The sequence below is a fragment of the Roseateles puraquae genome (assembly GCF_002205845.1).
Taxonomy (GTDB): Bacteria; Pseudomonadota; Gammaproteobacteria; order Burkholderiales; family Burkholderiaceae_C; genus Pelomonas; species Pelomonas puraquae.
The window spans coordinates 195,141-210,904 of the sequence record NZ_NISI01000005.1 but is presented as its reverse complement, the minus strand read 5'-3'; the positions used below and the strand labels follow the sequence as shown (position 1 = coordinate 210,904).

The window sequence follows — 15,764 nt, the reverse complement described above, 5'->3', positions numbered from 1 at the left end:
AGTCGATCGTCGAGATGAACAGGGAGGACATAGCAGGGATCTCCAACATGCGGGCGCTGTCGTGGGCGCCTTCAGCAAGGGCGCGAATGATGGGGGCGTTAGCAACCGTACGCAAGCGCGTCGGCAACGGGGCGTTGCGGCGCACCAACGCCCCTGTCGAGCTCAGAACCGCCAGCTCGCCCCCACCGTCAGGTAGCGGCCGACGGCGCCCTCCTGGTGCAGCGACGGGTTGTAGTGCGCTCCGCCCGACGACACGCCGCCGCCCGTGGAGCCCGATGCAAAGGCGTCGATGGGCGCCGTGCGGTCGAACAGATTCGTGACCGACGCGCGCAGGCTCAAGCCCGGGGTGACCTGCCAGCTGGCGTTGAGGTTGAAGGTGGTGAAGGACGGCACGCGGCACAGCGGCGAGCCGCCCGCGGGCAAGCCGTTGGGGTAGATCGTGGAGAGGGCCGCGGCGCAGTCGGGCAGGTTGTAGCTGCTGTCTTCCACCTTCATGCCGCTGATGTAGTTCAGCGTGCCGCTGAGTTCCACCGGCCCGCGCGACCAGGCCAGGCCCAGCGAGGCGCGGTCCTTGGGCGTGCCCGTGTTGGTGGAGACGAAGCTGGGGCCGTGCGTGCCCGCCATCTCGTAGACCTGGCCGGGGCCGCGGTCGATGGTGTAGCGGATCATGTGCGACCACTGCAGCTGCGGCGTGAACTCGCCCCAGGCCCCGGCGTTGAGCTTCATGCGCAGGTCCACGTCCACGCCGCTGGTGCGGGCGCTGCCGAGGTTGATGAAGGGATAGGTGCCGTAGAGGATGGTGTCGTCGGCGCTCGTCGGCGCGGCATTCGGCGTGGTGGGGCTGTTCACGCGGTAGAGCTTGGTGCCGTAGGCATCGGGCGTATCGATCTGGCCCTGGCCGAACAGGCCCACCGAGACGATCTGGTTGCGGATCTTGATGTCGTAGTAGTCGACCGACACGTTCATGGTCGGCACCGGCTCCAGGATGAAGCCGAGCGTCATCGAGCGCGACTTCTCCGGCTTCAGGTCCTTGCCTGGCAGTTGCAGCTGGGTGCCGCCCACGCCGATGTCGCAGGGCTGGCCCGGCTTGACGAGGTTGCACAAGGCGGTGTCCACCAGCGGCGGCAGGTAGCCCGCGCTCGACCCGCTGGTGCCGATCTCCACCGGGTTGGGCGCGCGAAAGCCCCCTGCCCAGGTGCCGCGCAGCGTGAGCTCCTTGATCGGCACGTACTTGGCGCCGACCTTGGGCGTGACGGACGAGCCGTAGGTGTCGTAATGGTCCACGCGCGCTGCGGCGTCGACCTCCAGTTGCCGGGTCAGCGGCGCTGCCAGCTCCACATAGGCGGCCGAGATGGTCTGCTTGCCCACACCGAAGGCGTAGATGTTGCTGGCCTGCGCACCGCTGGAGAAGCCGTCGGGGAAGCGCTCGTCCAGAGACCGCTTGCTGAATTCGACGCCCGTGCCGAGCGCCAGGTTGCCACCGCCGAGCTTCATCAGGTCGCGGCTGGCGCGCAGCGAGATGAAGTTCAGCGTGTTGGTGGACGTGGACCGGCCTTCAGGCGTAAGGCTGGCCAGCACGGTGGCCGGGTTGTTGGCGCCGATGACGTACTTGCCACTGTTCAAGGCGGCTTGCAGCGCGGGCAGGCTGATGAAGTGCTTCAGCGTGAGGTCGGTCGCCACGCGCGTGAGGCCGAGCGTGGCCTGCACATCCCAGCCGCCAATGCCACCGGACAGCTCGGCCACCAGGCGCTGGGATTGCGTGGACGTCTGTGAGCGCTGGGCCGGCAGGTCGCCGAACTCGTTGTCCACCGGGCTGCCGGTGGCCGGGTCGATGACATTCGTGCCGTTCAGCGCCGTGGGCTGCGGGTTCGGGTGGTTGGGGCCGAAGTTGAAGGTCGTGATGCCGCCCTCGGGCGACACCCAGTTGAGCAGGCCCACCTGCGTGGCCCGGCTGCCCAGCACCGACGCGGCGACCGACAGCGTCCAGTCCTGCGGCAGCAGGGCAGTCACCTTGCCGAGCAGGCTGTAGGTGCGGGTCTCGGGCGCCACCTGCAGCTCGGGGTTGGCCACGAGGCCCAGGTCTTCGCCCCCGTAGCGCGTCCAGTCAGAACCGCCCAGCGCCGGCCGGTCGCTCAGCAGCACGCTGCCCTGGCGCCGGAACCCTGCGCTGAGATAACCCGCCACGCCGTCGCGCGTCAGGTCGCCAAAGCCGCGGATGCCTGACACCTTCACCATGCGCCCGTCGCCGCGCGAGGAGCTGCCGATCTCGGCCTGCAGCGCCGTGCCCTCGTGGCTGCGCTTGAGGATGACGTTGACCACACCGGCCATGGCGTCAGAGCCATAGATGGCCGAGGCACCGTCTTTCAGCACCTCCACCCGCTCCACCGCCTCGACCGGGATGGACGCGATGTCGACGAAGTCCCGCTGGCCGTCGTCCGGCAGCGGGTACGACGCCATGCGGTGGCCGTCGATCAGCACCAGCGTGGCGCCCACCGTCAGGCCGCGCAGCGAGATGCCGCTGCCGCCCGCACCGAAGGCGCCGGGCGTGGCCTGGCCGAGCGAGCCCATGTTGTTGGCCGACAGGTGCTGCAGCACCTCGCCCAGCGTGCTGTAGCCGGTGCGGGCGATGTCGGCCGCGGTCAGGTTCTGCACCGGGCTGGGCGTCTCGGCGCTGGCGCGCCGGATGTTGGAACCCGTGACCGTGACCCGCGCGAGCGACGCCTTGTCGGCTCCTTCACCACCCGCCGCACCATCACCGCTCGTGGCCTGGGCCCACAGGGCCGGGGAGAAACAGGTCAGCAGGGCTGCGGCCAGCGGCAGCAGGGGCAGGCGGCGGGTCGTGTTCACAGTGGAGTCACCTCGTCGGGTTAAGGAAGCGAGAAAAAGTGCGCGATTCTGGAACCAGCAAGAACTGCGCCGCACACCGCGCCGCACGAAAAACCCGAAGCGTCGGCTGGCCGCAACAGGCCGGGCGCCGCTAGCATCGGCCCGACCCATCTCGGGAGGTGTGCATGCGACCAGAGTCCCTTTTCCAGGCGCTGGGTGGCCTGCCGGGCGTGCAGCGGTTGGCCCAGGCCTGGCACCGGCGCGTGCTGGCCGACGAGATCGTGGCGCACGCCTTCAGCCACGGCTATCACCCGGCGCATACCGAACGGCTCGCGGCCTATTGGAGCGAGGCCTGGGGCGGACCGCCGCTCTACACCGCCGCCCTCGGCGACGAGAGCCGTGTCGTGCGCATGCACAGCGGCAATGGCGAGCACGACGAGATGGACCGCCGAGCCGTTGCCTGCTTCACCCAGGCCCTGGACGACGCCGGTGTGCAGGACATCGCGCTGCGCGAGGCCTTGTCCCGCTACTTCGCGTGGGCGACACACGAACGGATGACGGCCTACCCCCGCAGCCCCAGAGACGTGCCCCCGGGGCTGAAGATCGTGCGCTGGGGCTGGCACGGCCCCATGCCGGCCCCCGACGGCAACGCTCAGGCGCCGACGATCCAGCCTTCCAGCGGGTCCACGCCCGCCGGCCAGCCATAGCGCGGCTGCTGGGCCGCCCACGCGGCCTGCACCATGGCGAGCACGGCATCCAGCGCGTCGCCGCTGGCGTCGGCCACCAGTTCGTCACGCTGGGCATGGCTGAGCTTGAGCCGCAGGCCGAGCCGCGTGCGGCCCTGCTCCAGCGCGTCGACCATGTCTTTGCGCGCGATCAGCCGCTCGGGCGTCTGCGCGGCCTTGGTGTCGCTCTTGTATGAGCGCCTGCCGATCAGCTCGCGCGCCAACAGGCCCGGGTAGGCCTCCAGCGCGATGCGCGAGTCGGTGCCCGGCAGATGCCCGGGCAGCTGCACGCCGGCAGCCAGCAGACGCGGTACGCCGGCATGCAGCATGAAAGCCACCGGCGGATTGACCCATTTCATGCTTGGGCTGGACCCCGCCGGCCCGTCGCAGGCCCGATGGGCGAACTTGCCGCCCGCGGGTCGCGCATCGCAAAAGGCAGCGAAGCGCTCGCGGATCTCATCGCGGCCCAGCGCGGCGTAGTGGGCCATCAAGGCGGCGTAGTCGGTCGGCCACCCCAGGTGCTCGACCAGCTCGCGCGGCAGCCCGAAGGGCAGGTCGAAACCGCCCACCCAGGGCCCCGGCGTGGACAGCCAGGCAGAAAAATCCTCCAGCGTGAGGTGCGCTACCACTCCGCCCAGCCGAACGACGGCACCGTGGCGCAGGCCTTCGGCCACCCGGATCGGCTTGGCCCGGCGGGGCGCACTCGTGAAGTCGACCCCAAAAACCCGAATATCAGACATGGCCGGCATTCTGGGGCTGGGCAAGAATCCTGGCTCCCATGGCAGTTCTGCTTGAACACCCCTCAGCACGCGGAGACGACGCCGGCTTCGATGCGGCAGCCTTCGACGCCGCCTTGCTGACCGAGCGCCAGCGCGCTGCCGCGGGCGGCTATCAAGCGTCCTGCGATGCGCTGGAGGCCCTGCTGCTGACCTGCCCGCCCAGCCAGGCAGCCCGCCGCGCCGAGGTGCTGGCCCTGCTGGCGCACCAGTACCCGCGGCTGGGCAAGTTGACCTCCAGCGCCCGCTGCGCCACTGAAGCCCTGACCCTGGCCGAGCGGCTCAACGACGATGGCCTGCGCGCCGACGCGCTGACGAGCCAGTGCTATGTCTATGCCCAGCTGCTGATGGGCCGCGAGGCGCTGGAATCGGGCATGCGGGCGCTGTCCGCCGCGCGCCGCCTGGCCGACCCGGTGCGCGAGGCCTGGGCCCTCAACCGCGTGGCTGCGGCCTACTGCAGCCTGGAGAACCCGACGCAGGCTTGCGCCTCGGTGCAGCAGGCCATGGAGATCGCCGCGCTGGGCGACTCGCAGGAAGTGCGCTTTTCCTGCTGCAACAACCTGGCCTACTTCTGGCTGCGCCGGGTGGATGAAGCCAAGACGCTGGGCGGCGACAGCACGATGCTGGCCGCCGCGCTGGCCAATGCCCGCCGCACTGCCGAGCGGGCGCTGGACCTGGCCCGCGAGGCCGGCAGTCCCTTCCAGGTGGCGGTGGCCCTGTCCAACCTCGTCAATGCCCTGCTGGCCGGCGACCTGCTGGACGACGCCATGCCGCTGCTCAACGAGTTCGGCCACATCGCGCACGACAACGCCTACCGCAGCCTGGCCATCGAGGCGGATGCGCAGCGCGCCGTGTTCCTCGGCCGCAAGGGCTCACCGCTGCAAGCCGCGCAGATGCTCGAAGCCCTGCTGCACGCCAGCAGTGAACCGCCGCCGCAATTGCGACGGCTGCTGCTACGCAGCCTCTACGAAACCTACAAGGCCAGCGCCCAGTACCGCCAGGCCCTGGCCTCGCTGGAAGAACTGGTCGCGCTGGACCGCCAGATCGCCCGCGACAACCTCGTGCTGCAGACCGAGGTGATCCTGATCCGCGACCAGGTCGAGCAGGCCCAGGCGCGGGCCGACAGCGCCGTGGCCGACGCCCGCCGCGAGCGCGCCCGCGCGGCCCACCTGGAGAGCGAGCAGCAACGCCTGCGGGAGCACGCCATGGCCCTGGATCGCGCTGCCCATGAAGACGTGCTGACGGGGCTGCACAACCGCCGCCATGCGGAGTTCGCGCTGCCGCTGCTGATCGAAGGCGCCCGCGTGGCCGGTCAGGTCATCAGCGTGGCGGCGCTGGACGTCGACCACTTCAAGAAGATCAACGACACCCACGGCCACGCGGTGGGCGACGCGGTGCTGCAGCAGCTCGCCCAGCTGCTGCGCCACCGCCTGCGCAGCGCCGACCTGCTGGGCCGCATCGGCGGCGAGGAGTTCGTGGCGGTGCTGGTGGGCATCGCCGCACCGCAGGCCGCCGAGATCTGCGAGCGGCTGCGGCTGGCCGTGGTGGAACACGACTGGGCGGCCATCACGCCGGGCCTGGTGGTGCGCATCAGCGTGGGCATTGCCGGCGGCTCGCCCCAACAGCACCTGCCGGGCGACACCCTGCTGCACCGCGCCGACCGGGCGCTGTATGCGGCCAAGCGCGGCGGGCGCAACCGGGTGCACGTGGACTGAAGCCGGTGGCGCGTCAGTCGCGCAGCCGGCGGTACAGGGTGTTGGGTTCGGGCGACAAGGGAAGGGGCGCCCCAGCGGGCAGGTCCACGACACGCACCCCGCGAGGCAGCGCCTGCGCGGCCGACGCAGGCTCCGAGCCGATCGTCGGCAGCCCACGCAGTTCAAGCACGCGGGTGTCCCCCACCTGGCGGACCGACAGCGGCAACGCCCTGCCCGGCACCGCGGCAGCGGCCTCCTCACGCCCCGCTGCCATCAGCACATTGCCGTTCTGGACGAGCTTCAGCCCCGCGGGCACCGTCGCGGTCGCGCTCGCGGTGCGGGCAGCCGAAGTGGCCGGCAAGCCTCCATCGCCCGGCAAGCGCTTGATCAACGACCCGTCGGGCGTGCGCACGACCTGGAGACCCGGCGGGTCGGGCAGGGGACGCGGTGCTGGTTGGTCGGGCGAGGGCAGCACAATCTGCGCGCTGCACAGGCAAGGCAGCAGGGACGCGGCCATCAGCCAGCTCAGACCTGCGACCCGGCGACAGGGAATGGTTCTCATGACCCACTCCTCAGGGGGTGATGGTGTGTCCGGTCACCGTGGCCCGGCAGCTCGGGCGGGCCGTGAAATCGGAGTGGAAGATGTTCACGTAGACGGCCCCGGACCCATCGGGGTTGAACCCGTTGGCGTCCGAGTAGGCCTTGAGGATCGTGTGGCTCGTCCAGACGGCGCCGCCGAAGGCGCCGGGCCCGGTGCGCACCAGAGGCGAAAGGCTGAGGGTGTAGCCGACCGACGACGAGCTGGTGGTCATCTTCAGCACCGACAAGTAGGCCTGCGGAAAGCTGTCGGACGTGGACGGCGAGGCGCACGAGAGGTTCACGTTCTCGATCACATAGCGCTTGCCGGGTGGCGTCGGCAGCTGGATGAAGTTGTTCTGGAAGTTGAGGTCGATCTGCATGGACCCGCTCTCCATGTAGGGCGAGCGGTCCGGGTTCTCGACATCACGCATGGGCGTGGAGTACTGGGCGAAGGCCGACAGCGGCAGCAGGCAGGCGGCCAGGGCTGCGCGGCGAGCGAGGCAGGTGTAGTGGCTCATGGCGAGGTCTCCGGTCAATGGAATGAGGAAGCAGGAAAGCGGCATCGGCTCAGTGCGAGCCGCGCCGGGCGCGCACGCCAGCCGCCCAGGCCAGCGCAAGGGCCAGCAGCAGTGCAGGCGTGGCCGGCTCGGGCACGGTGTTGCCACCGCCCCCGCCCTCGCCAGCTCCGCCGCCGCCACCGGCTGCAGGCCCGATCGCCAGCCCGGCATTCAGGAAGCCGAAGCCGAAGCTGCCCCCCAGTGCGGTCAGGCTGGCCGAGCCGGTCAGGTCAAAGCTCATCAGCGTGCTCGTCGCCACCGCGTCGTTGGCAATCACGTTGAAAAGGTCGGCCTGGTCGTCGTACGCCAAACCGCCGTTTAAGCTGACGCTGCCATCGCCGAGGCGAAAGAGCTCCACATCGCTGACGCCACCGCCCAAGCTGATGCGCCGCACCGAGCGGCCGATGCCGAACTCGTCGGCAGCGATGCCGTAGAGCAGACCGTCGTCGGCATCGAAGGTCAGGCCGGTGTACAGGGCCCCGCTGAGCGCGCCCAGCAGCGTGAGGCTGCCGCCGGTGAGGTCCAGGCTGTAGAGCGAACTGCTGCCGTTGAAGTCGGTGCTGACCGCATACAACGTGCTGCCCGCCAGGGCCAACCCACCGGTGAAGCCGCCGACCGACAGGCCCTGGTTCAGCGTGAAGGTCCCAGGCGCGGCGGCGCTGAACGACACCAGGCTGGAGTTACCCAGCCCGTCGTTGCCGATGGCGAAGAAGCTGCCCGTGGCGCCGCGGTACACCAGGCCGCCGTTGAACGCCACGCTGCCATCACCCAGCGTGGCGAGTGAGGTGGAAGTGCCGGGTGCGACCGTGCTGAAGACACGGCCGATGCCGAAGCCATCGGGGCCGAAGCTGTAGGTCGGCGCGGCCTGGACCGACGTCGCTGCGCAGGTGAGCAAAGCCCAGGCGAGACTGCAGGCCGAGAGTGCACGGGTCAGTGTCATGGCGCCCCTTCGAATGGTGGTTCGTTCGCTGCCGGGCTTGGTGCCGGCTGCAGTCGATTGGGACAGGTCCACGTCCACCGCACAATGCGCCGGCGCCCACGACTTAGGGACGGCCCCCGCGACCGGGTCATGCCTGGCCTGCGAGCTGTGGAAGACCCCCGCAGTCGGGGCGGGCGCCGTCATCAAGCTATCGGAGACCCCTGTGGCCAACCCCGTCCTGATCGAAGTCCTGCGCGGCACCGCCGTCGAGTCTTGCCACACTGGCGCCATCGCCGTCGTCGACGCCTCCGGTGCCGTGCACACCGCCCTTGGCGACATCGACCGCCCCGTCTTCCCGCGATCGGCCGTGAAGATGCTGCAGGCCCTGCCCTTGGTGGCCAGCGGCGCGGCCGACACCTTCGCGCTGACCGATGCCGAGCTGGCGCTGGCCTGCGCCTCGCACAGCGGGGAGCCCGAGCACGTGGCGACCGCAGCGGGCGTGCTGGCCAAGCTCGGGCTGGACGCCACTGCGCTGGAGTGCGGCACCCAGTGGCCCAGCCGCGAGCCGGTGCTGCGCGCCATGGCGGCCCGCGGCGAGCAGGCCACGCCGCTGCACAACAACTGCTCCGGCAAGCACAGCGGCTTCGTCTGCCTGGCCTGCCTGATGGCGCGCCACGCGGGCGCCGAGCCCGCCGCTTTCGCGCGCGGCTACGTGGCGGCCGAACACCCGGTGATGCGCGAAGTGACGGCGGCCCTGTCGGCCACGACCGGCGTCGACGCCGACAACGCGCCCCGGGGCACGGACGGTTGCTCCATCCCGACCTATGCCCTGCCCTTGCGGTCGCTGGCCCTGGCCTTCGCCCGCTGCGGCACGGGCGTGGGCCTGTCCGAGGGCCACGCGCGGGCGGCCCGCCGGCTGCGTCAGGCGGCGGCCGCGGCGCCCTTCATGGTGGGCGGCACCGACCGATTCGACACCCGCGTGATGCAGGCCTGGGGCGAGCGCCTGTTCTGCAAGATCGGGGCCGAGGGCGTGTACTGCGCGGCCCTGCCTGAACTCGGCCTCGGCGTGGCCCTCAAGATCGACGACGGCGCTGCCCGCGCCGCTGAAGCCGCCATGGCCGCCGTGGCGGCGGCCTTGCTGAAGAGCGACGACGACCTGCTCGCCAGCTACAGCCACCTGCGCCTGCGCAACTGGCGCGGGCTGGATGTCGGCTCCCTTCGACCCGCCCTGACGCTCGCGATCAGGGCCTGAGGCCGCGGTTGTGCCGGGATTGGCGACAAGCCCGCGCGCTACACACGCTCCACGCGCCGGCGAGGACTGCAAAACAAACCAAGCAAGCGCTTGGTTGGTCTGCTACAGTCCGCCGCCATGCCCGCCCCGCGCCCTCCATCCGCCGCCGTTGACGCGCCGCTGCCGCCGCGCGAGCGCCTGTTGCTTGAAGCCATGCGCCTGTTCGGCGAACGCGGCGTGGACGCGGTGCCCACGCGCGAGATCTGCGCAGCGGCCGGGGTGAATCCTGGCGCCATCCACTACCACTTCGGTGACAAGGATGGCCTGTACGCCGAGGTGCTGCGCCAGCCCGTGCAGGAGCTGAAGGCACAACTTGAAGGCTTCGATGATCCGGCCCTGAGCCTGCACGAGTCCATCTGCCGCTTCCTGCGCCCCTTCCTGTTTGAGGATGACGGCTGCCACGGACTGCTGTTCTTTCGCGAAATGCAGGCACCAAGCACGGTCTTCATGCAGACGGTGGCGCAGGAGGTGGGCCCGCTGTTCGACCGCTTCGCCCGCCTGCTGGCGCGGCATGCAGGCCTGGACGAACCGACTCCCGCCCTGCATCAGTTGGCCATGGGCCTGCAGACCATGGCGCACGACTACTCCATGTCGCGCCCCCTGCTGAACGCCTTCCACCCCGAGTTGCTGGCCGACGACCCGCAGCTCGAGAAAACCTGCGTGCGCCTGGCTGACTGGGGCTGTGCCCTGGTGGCCTACGAACGCGAACGCCACGCCCAGCCCCGATGACTCCACGCGCCCTCCTGGCCGCGCCGCTGCTGGCGCTCCTGACCGCCTGCATGACACCGCCCCCGGCGCCCCCCAAGCCACCGGCAGCGGTGCCTGCTGCGTGGCGCTCGCCGCTGCCGCATGACGGCAGCAGCACCGCCCTGCAGGCCTGGTGGCAGGCTTTCGATGACCCGCAACTGGCCCGACTGATCGCGCGTGCCGAAGCCGCCAGCCCGACGCTGGCCCAGGCGGCCGCGCGCCGCCGCCAGGCCGAGGCGAGCGCCGCACAGGCCCGCGCCGGCCTGCTGCCGCAAGGCGGCATCGGCGCCCAGGTGCAACGCGGCCGCGCGCTCAACGGCGTGGCGGGTGACAGCACCCAGGCCAGCGTGCAGTTCAGTGCCAGTTGGGAGATCGACCTCTTCGGCGGCCAGCGGGCTGCCGCTGAAGCCGCCGCCGCCCAGGCCACGGCCGCCTCGGCCGACTGGCACGCCGCCCGTGTCAGTCTGGCTGCCGACGTGGCCCAGGCCTACGTGCAGCTGCGTCTGGCGCAGGCGCGCGAGGAGTCCGCCGAGCTGGACCTGCGCTTCGCCGAGCAGATCGCGCAGTGGGGCCGCCAGCAACGCGAGGCAGGCCTCATCAGCAGCAGCGATGCCGCGCTGCTCAACACCGACCGCGCCGCAGCTTCGGCCGCCCGCAGCCAGTGGCGCGCCGAAGCGCAGATTGCGCTGCACAGCCTGGCCCAGCTCTGTGCCGAACGCGCTGACGCCCTGGCCGCCGAACTCGCACCGCCACCCGTGGTGGCCGAAGGCTTCGAGCTGCGACGCACACAGCCCCACGCCCCGGGCTTCGACGTGACGGCCCTGCCGGCCCATCTGCTGGCGCAGCGCCCCGACCTGGCAGCCGCCCACCAGCGCTGGCTGGCCGCCGTGCAGCAGATCCGCAGCGTGGACGCGCAACGCTACCCCCAGCTGAGTCTGGCGGCCATGGCGGGCGACACCCGGCTGCGCGTTGGCGGCAAGACCACCCAGGGGTCGACCTGGTCGTTCGGACCGAGCCTCACGTTGCCGATCTTCGATGGTGGGGCGCTCGTGGCTGCGGGCGACAGCGCCCGGGCCGCCGCCGACGAGGCTGCCGCGGCTCTGCAGGCGCAGTGGCTGCTGGCCGTGACCGAGGTGGAGGACGCCCTGCAACGCCTCGCCGCCAGTGCCGAGCGAGCCCGCGAGATCGAGGCCGTGCGCCGCGAATGGGAAGGCATCGCCCGACGCAGCTTCGCCCAGGCCCAGGCCGGACTGCAAAGCGGCGTGCAGCGCAACACCACCTTCCGCAACGCCCTGGCCGCCAACGATGCGGTGCTCAGCGTGCGCGCCGAGCAGGCGCAGGCCTGGATACGCCTGTACCGCAGCCTGGGTGGCGGCTGGAACGCCGACACCCTCACGAACCCCGCCCCGAACCCGCCTGCCGCCCGCTGACCATGAAGACCCGACTGCCCTCCCTGCCCACGGTCCTGACCGCTGCCGCCCTGACGCTCGCCCTGGCGGCTGCCTGCGTGCTGGCTCTCTCCGGCCCGGCCACCGCGCAAGCCCCGGCGGCCAGCGCCGGACCGAAGCCTGCCCTGACCGTGAAGCAGGTGCTCGCCCAGAGCAGCACCTGGCCCCAGACGCTCTCTGCCACCGGCTCGATCGCCGCCTGGCAGGAGGTCATCATTGGCGCCGAAATTGGGGGCCAACGTCTGGCCGAGCTGAAGGTGGACGTCGGCGACCGGGTGAAGAAGGGCCAGCTGCTCGCCCGGCTCAGCCCCGGTACGCTGGAGACCGACCTGGCGGCCAGCAAAGCCGCACTGCTGGAAGCCGAGGCCTCGGCGCGCGAGGCGCGCCAGACCGCCGAGCGCGTGAAGACGCTGCAGGGTAGCGACGCCCTGTCACCCCAGGCCATCGACCAGGCGCTCGCCGCCGATGCGGCCGCGCAGGCGCGGGTGGCTGCGGCCCGAGCGCGCGTGCAGGCCGACCAACTGCGGCTGGCCTACACCCAGATCACCGCGCCTGACGACGGGGTCGTCAACGCCCGCCTCGCCACGCCCGGCGCCCTGGTGCAGCCGGGCCAGGAGTTGTTCCGGCTGCAGCGCCAGGGACGACTGGAATGGCGCGCCGAAGTGCCGGGGCCTGAGCTGGCCCGGCTGAAGGCCGGCCAGCTCGTGCGGCTTGCGCCCAGTGGTGCACCCGCCGTCGAGGGCCGCGTCCGCCGCGTGTCTCCGCAGATCGACACCCAGACCCGCAACGGCCTGGTCTACGTCGACCTCAAGGCGGGTGAGGCGCTGCGCGCCGGCCTGTTCGCCCGCGGCGACTTTGTGCTCGGCGAGAGCCCGGCCCTGACCCTGCCTCAGACCGCCGTGCTGCTGCGCGACGGCTTCAGCTACGTGTTCCGGATCGACGGCAGCAAGGTGCGCCAGACCAAGGTACAGGTGGGCCGCCGGGAAGCGGACCGGGTCGAGATCCGCAGCGGCCTGAGCGCTGGCGCGGCGGTCGTCGAGTCCGGCGTGGGCTTCCTGGCGGACGGCGACACCGTGCAGGTCCAGAAGTAAGCCGGGAGCCGCCATGTTCAACGTCTCCCGCTGGTCGATCGCCAACCCGGTGCCGGCCATCATGCTGTTCATCATGCTGACCGCAGCCGGCCTGCACGGCTTCAGCAAGATGAAGATCCAGCAGTTCCCCGATATCGAGCTGCCCACCATCGTCGTCACCGCCTCGCTGCCGGGCGCGGCACCCGCGCAGATGGAAACCGAGGTGGCCCGCAAGATCGAGAACTCGCTGGCCTCGGCCCAGGGCCTCAAGCATCTCTACAGCAAGGTGCAGGACGGCACGGCCACCATCACGGCCGAGTTCCGGCTTGAGAAGCCGCTGCAGGAAGCACTGGACGACACGCGCGATGCGGTCAGCCGCATCCGCGCCGACCTGCCGGCCGACCTGCGCGACCCGGTCATCACCAAGATGAACCTGTCGGGCGCTCCCATCCTGACCTACACCGTCGCCAGCAACCGCATGGACGACGAGGCCCTGTCATGGTTCGTCGACAACCAGGTGACCAAGCGCCTGCTGTCGGTCCGTGGGGTCGGCTCGGTGGCTCGCGTGGGCGGCGTGAGTCGCGAGCTGCGCGTGGAGCTCGACCCGTCGCGCCTGCTGGCGCTGGGCGTCACGGCCGCCGAGGTCTCGCGCCAGCTCAAGCAGGTGCAGCAGGAAGCCCCGGGCGGGCGGGCTACGCTGGGCGGCGCCGAGCAGTCGCTGCGCACCATCGCCACGGTGCAAAGCGCCGAGCAGCTCGCGGCCATGGACATCCCGCTGACCGATGGCCGCCGGGTGCGGCTGGACCAGGTCGCGACCGTCAGCGACACGGTGGCCGAGACGCGCTCCGGCGCCTTCCTGGACGGCAAGCCGGTGGTGGGCTTCGAGATCGTGCGGGCCAAGGGTGCCGGCGAGATCGAGGTGACCGAACGCATCCGCGCCGCGCTGGAGGAGCTCAAGGCCGCCCACCCTGACATCACCGTGACCGAGGCCTACAACTTCGTGGACCCGGTCATCGAGAACTACCACGGCAGCGTCTACCTGCTGCTGGAAGGCGCCTTCCTGGCCGTGGTGGTGGTGTGGTTCTTCCTGCGCGATTGGCGGGCCACGGTGGTGAGCGCGGTGGCTCTGCCGCTGTCGGCCATCCCGACCTTCTGGATCATCGAGATGATGGGCTTCACGCTCAACGTCGTGACGCTGCTGTCGCTGTCCCTCGTCATCGGCGTGCTGGTGGACGATGCCATCGTCGAGATCGAGAACATCATGCGCCACCTCACCATGGGCAAGACGCCCCTGGAAGCAGCGCGCGAGGCGGCTGACGAGATCGGCATGGCCGTCATCGCCACCACCTTCACGCTGATTGCGGTCTTCCTGCCGACTGCCTTCATGAGCGGGGTCGTGGGCAAGTTCTTCGTGCAGTTCGGCTGGACGGCGTCGATCGCGGTGTTCTTCTCCCTTGTGGTGGCACGACTGCTCACGCCGATGATGGCGGCCTACCTGCTGCGCGCCCCCAAGCGCGAGCACAAGGAGCCGTTCTGGATGCCGGCTTACCTGCGCGCGGCCCGCTGGGCCTTCACGCACAAGGGCAAGACGATGGCCATCACCGCGGCGCTCAGCATGGCCGCCTGCTCGCCGCTCTTCCTGGGGAAGATTCCCGGCGCCTTCCTGCCGCCGGACGACCTGAGCCAGACCCAGATCAACCTGGAGCTGCCGCCGGGCAGCACGTACGCCGAGACCCTGGCCGTGGCCAAGCAGGCCTATGCCATGGCTGCGGCCCACCCGCATGTGAAGCTGGTCTATACCGCCATCGGCGGCGGTAGCGCCGGCGCCGACCCCTTCGCCATGGGAGGTGCGCCCGAAGCCCGCAAGGCCGCCCTCACGATCAACCTGACGCCCCGCAAGGAACGCCGCGGCACCAGCAAGCAGCAGATTGAGCAGGAGTTGCGCGAGAAGCTCGCCGGCATTGCGGGCGCCCGCATCAAGGTGAGCCTCGCGGGCTCCAACAACAAGTACCAGCTCGTTCTGGCCGGCGAGGACGGGGAGCAGCTGTCAGCGCACGCAGCCAAGGTTGAACAGGAGTTGCGCACCCTGCGCGGCATCGGCCAGGTCACCAGCAGTTCGAGCCTGCAGCGGCCCGAACTCATCATCCGGCCGGATGCCGCGCGGGCGGCGGATCTCGGCGTGTCGACGGCCTCGATTGCCGACACCCTTCGCATCGCCACCGCGGGCGACTACGACCAGTTCCTGCCGAAGCTCAACCTGGCCCAGCGACAGGTGCCGATCGTGGTTCGCCTGCCCGACCACGCACGGGCTGACCTGGCCCTGCTCGGCGAGCTGACCGTGCCTGGCGCGCGCGGCCCGGTACCGGTGCGCCAGGTTGCCGAGCTGAGCCTGACCAGCGGCCCCGCGCAGATCGACCGCTACGACCGCTTGCGCAACGTGACCTTCGAGATTGAGCTCAACGGCCAGCCGCTGTCCGAAGTGCAGGCGGCCGCCAACGCGCTGCCCAGCGTGGTGAACCTGCCGCCGGGCGTCAGCAAGGCGGAGATCGGCGATGCCGAGGCCTTTGCCGAGCTCGGCCAGGGCTTCGCGCTGGCCATGGGCACTGGCGTGGCCTGCATCTACATCGTGCTCGTGCTGCTCTTCCATGCCTGGGTGCAGCCGGTCACCATCCTCGGGGCGCTGGTGCTGTCCATCCCCGGCGCCATCCTGGCCTTGTTCGTGACGCAGACCGACCTCAGCATGCCGGCCATGATCGGCATGATCATGCTGATGGGCATCGCGACCAAGAACTCCATCCTGCTGGTCGAGTACGCCATCGTTGCCCAGCGCGATCACGGCCTGTCACGCCTGGACGCGCTGCTGGATGCCTGCCACAAGCGCGCCCGGCCCATCGTGATGACGACTTTGGCCATGGGCGCAGGCATGCTGCCGATCGCGCTGGGCTTCGGCACGGACCCGAGCTTCCGTGCCGCGATGGCAATCGTCGTGATCGGCGGGCTGATCACCAGCACCTTCCTGAGCCTGCTGGTGATTCCGGTGCTCTACGAGATCGTCGACGACCTGATCCAGCGCTTCAGCCGCAAGCGCCGCCTCGCGCCGGGCAAGACGACAGCGGCATGACGCCGGGGGCC

At 70.6% G+C, this 15,764-nt stretch carries 12 protein-coding genes; 7 read left to right on the top strand and 5 right to left on the bottom strand.

Annotated features, from left to right (window positions below; translation table 11 throughout):
• Positions 1-162 precede the first annotated feature (162 nt).
• Positions 163-2,847 (bottom strand): TonB-dependent receptor, encoded by a 2,685-nt coding sequence (locus CDO81_RS28085; RefSeq protein WP_206602101.1) that lies wholly within the window; start codon positions 2,845-2,847, stop codon positions 163-165.
• Between the two features lie 164 nt (positions 2,848-3,011).
• Between CDO81_RS28085 and CDO81_RS13535 the strand changes: the two genes are divergently transcribed.
• Positions 3,012-3,533, top strand: coding sequence for a group II truncated hemoglobin (locus CDO81_RS13535; RefSeq protein ID WP_088483751.1), 522 nt, complete (start codon positions 3,012-3,014; stop codon positions 3,531-3,533).
• Here CDO81_RS13535 and CDO81_RS13530 read toward each other — a convergent pair.
• Complete coding sequence (locus CDO81_RS13530) at positions 3,479-4,291, bottom strand: DUF429 domain-containing protein (protein WP_241516994.1); 813 nt, start codon at positions 4,289-4,291, stop codon at positions 3,479-3,481. The two genes, CDO81_RS13535 and CDO81_RS13530, sit on opposite strands and share 55 nt — an antisense overlap.
• A gap of 38 nt (positions 4,292-4,329) precedes the next feature.
• On the opposite strand from CDO81_RS13530, the gene CDO81_RS13525 reads away from it, so the two are divergent.
• A complete protein-coding gene (locus CDO81_RS13525) occupies positions 4,330-6,042 on the top strand; it encodes a GGDEF domain-containing protein (RefSeq protein ID WP_088483749.1) in 1,713 nt (570 codons plus the stop codon).
• A 13-nt stretch (positions 6,043-6,055) separates the two neighbouring features.
• Here CDO81_RS13525 and CDO81_RS13520 read toward each other — a convergent pair whose 3' ends face one another.
• From CDO81_RS13520 to CDO81_RS13510, 3 genes are read right to left on the bottom strand one after another with little or no spacing between them, the layout of a single operon-like run.
• Positions 6,056-6,583 (bottom strand): hypothetical protein, encoded by a 528-nt coding sequence (locus CDO81_RS13520; RefSeq protein WP_144397241.1) that lies wholly within the window; start codon positions 6,581-6,583, stop codon positions 6,056-6,058.
• 10 nt (positions 6,584-6,593) lie between these two features.
• Complete coding sequence (locus CDO81_RS13515) at positions 6,594-7,118, bottom strand: hypothetical protein (protein WP_088483747.1); 525 nt, start codon at positions 7,116-7,118, stop codon at positions 6,594-6,596.
• 49 nt (positions 7,119-7,167) lie between these two features.
• Positions 7,168-8,097 carry a PEP-CTERM sorting domain-containing protein gene (locus tag CDO81_RS13510; RefSeq protein ID WP_088483746.1) on the bottom strand — a complete coding sequence of 310 codons (930 nt, stop codon included), beginning with the start codon at positions 8,095-8,097 and terminating at the stop codon, positions 7,168-7,170.
• Positions 8,098-8,299: 202 nt separating this feature from the next.
• Here CDO81_RS13510 and CDO81_RS13505 point away from each other — a divergent pair, with 202 nt between their 5' ends.
• The 5 genes from CDO81_RS13505 (at position 8,300) to CDO81_RS13485 (ending at position 15,753) form a co-directional block, all read left to right on the top strand.
• The gene (locus CDO81_RS13505; RefSeq protein ID WP_241516993.1) at positions 8,300-9,328 is read left to right on the top strand and encodes an asparaginase; all 1,029 of its coding nucleotides are present in this window, start codon (positions 8,300-8,302) and stop codon (positions 9,326-9,328) included.
• 117 nt (positions 9,329-9,445) lie between these two features.
• Complete coding sequence (locus tag CDO81_RS13500; protein ID WP_088483744.1) at positions 9,446-10,096, top strand: TetR/AcrR family transcriptional regulator; 651 nt, start codon at positions 9,446-9,448, stop codon at positions 10,094-10,096.
• Positions 10,093-11,544, top strand: a complete 1,452-nt coding sequence (locus tag CDO81_RS13495) for an efflux transporter outer membrane subunit (RefSeq protein ID WP_088483743.1) — start codon at positions 10,093-10,095, stop codon at positions 11,542-11,544. The genes CDO81_RS13500 and CDO81_RS13495 overlap by 4 nt, the downstream gene beginning before the upstream one ends.
• 2 nt (positions 11,545-11,546) lie before the next feature.
• Entirely contained in the window at positions 11,547-12,653 is a 1,107-nt protein-coding gene (locus CDO81_RS13490) for an efflux RND transporter periplasmic adaptor subunit (protein ID WP_088483742.1), read from the top strand.
• Positions 12,654-12,666: 13 nt separating this feature from the next.
• On the top strand, positions 12,667-15,753 hold the full coding sequence (locus CDO81_RS13485; protein ID WP_088483741.1) for an efflux RND transporter permease subunit: 3,087 nt from the start codon (positions 12,667-12,669) through the stop codon (positions 15,751-15,753).
• Positions 15,754-15,764: the final 11 nt, after the last annotated feature.

What these genes read in the sequence shown, in the direction of transcription:
- CDO81_RS13490 (WP_088483742.1), top strand. Translation starts at nt 11,547, where the DNA reads ATGAAGACCCGACTGCCCTCCCTGCCCACGGTCCTGACCGCTGCCGCC.
- CDO81_RS13520 (WP_144397241.1), bottom strand. Translation starts at nt 6,583, where the DNA reads ATGAGAACCATTCCCTGTCGCCGGGTCGCAGGTCTGAGCTGGCTGATG.
- CDO81_RS13495 (WP_088483743.1), top strand. Translation starts at nt 10,093, where the DNA reads ATGACTCCACGCGCCCTCCTGGCCGCGCCGCTGCTGGCGCTCCTGACC.
- CDO81_RS13485 (WP_088483741.1), top strand. Translation starts at nt 12,667, where the DNA reads ATGTTCAACGTCTCCCGCTGGTCGATCGCCAACCCGGTGCCGGCCATC.
- CDO81_RS13510 (WP_088483746.1), bottom strand. Translation starts at nt 8,097, where the DNA reads ATGACACTGACCCGTGCACTCTCGGCCTGCAGTCTCGCCTGGGCTTTG.
- CDO81_RS13535 (WP_088483751.1), top strand. Translation starts at nt 3,012, where the DNA reads ATGCGACCAGAGTCCCTTTTCCAGGCGCTGGGTGGCCTGCCGGGCGTG.
- CDO81_RS13500 (WP_088483744.1), top strand. Translation starts at nt 9,446, where the DNA reads ATGCCCGCCCCGCGCCCTCCATCCGCCGCCGTTGACGCGCCGCTGCCG.
- CDO81_RS13530 (WP_241516994.1), bottom strand. Translation starts at nt 4,291, where the DNA reads ATGTCTGATATTCGGGTTTTTGGGGTCGACTTCACGAGTGCGCCCCGC.
- CDO81_RS13525 (WP_088483749.1), top strand. Translation starts at nt 4,330, where the DNA reads ATGGCAGTTCTGCTTGAACACCCCTCAGCACGCGGAGACGACGCCGGC.
- CDO81_RS13515 (WP_088483747.1), bottom strand. Translation starts at nt 7,118, where the DNA reads ATGAGCCACTACACCTGCCTCGCTCGCCGCGCAGCCCTGGCCGCCTGC.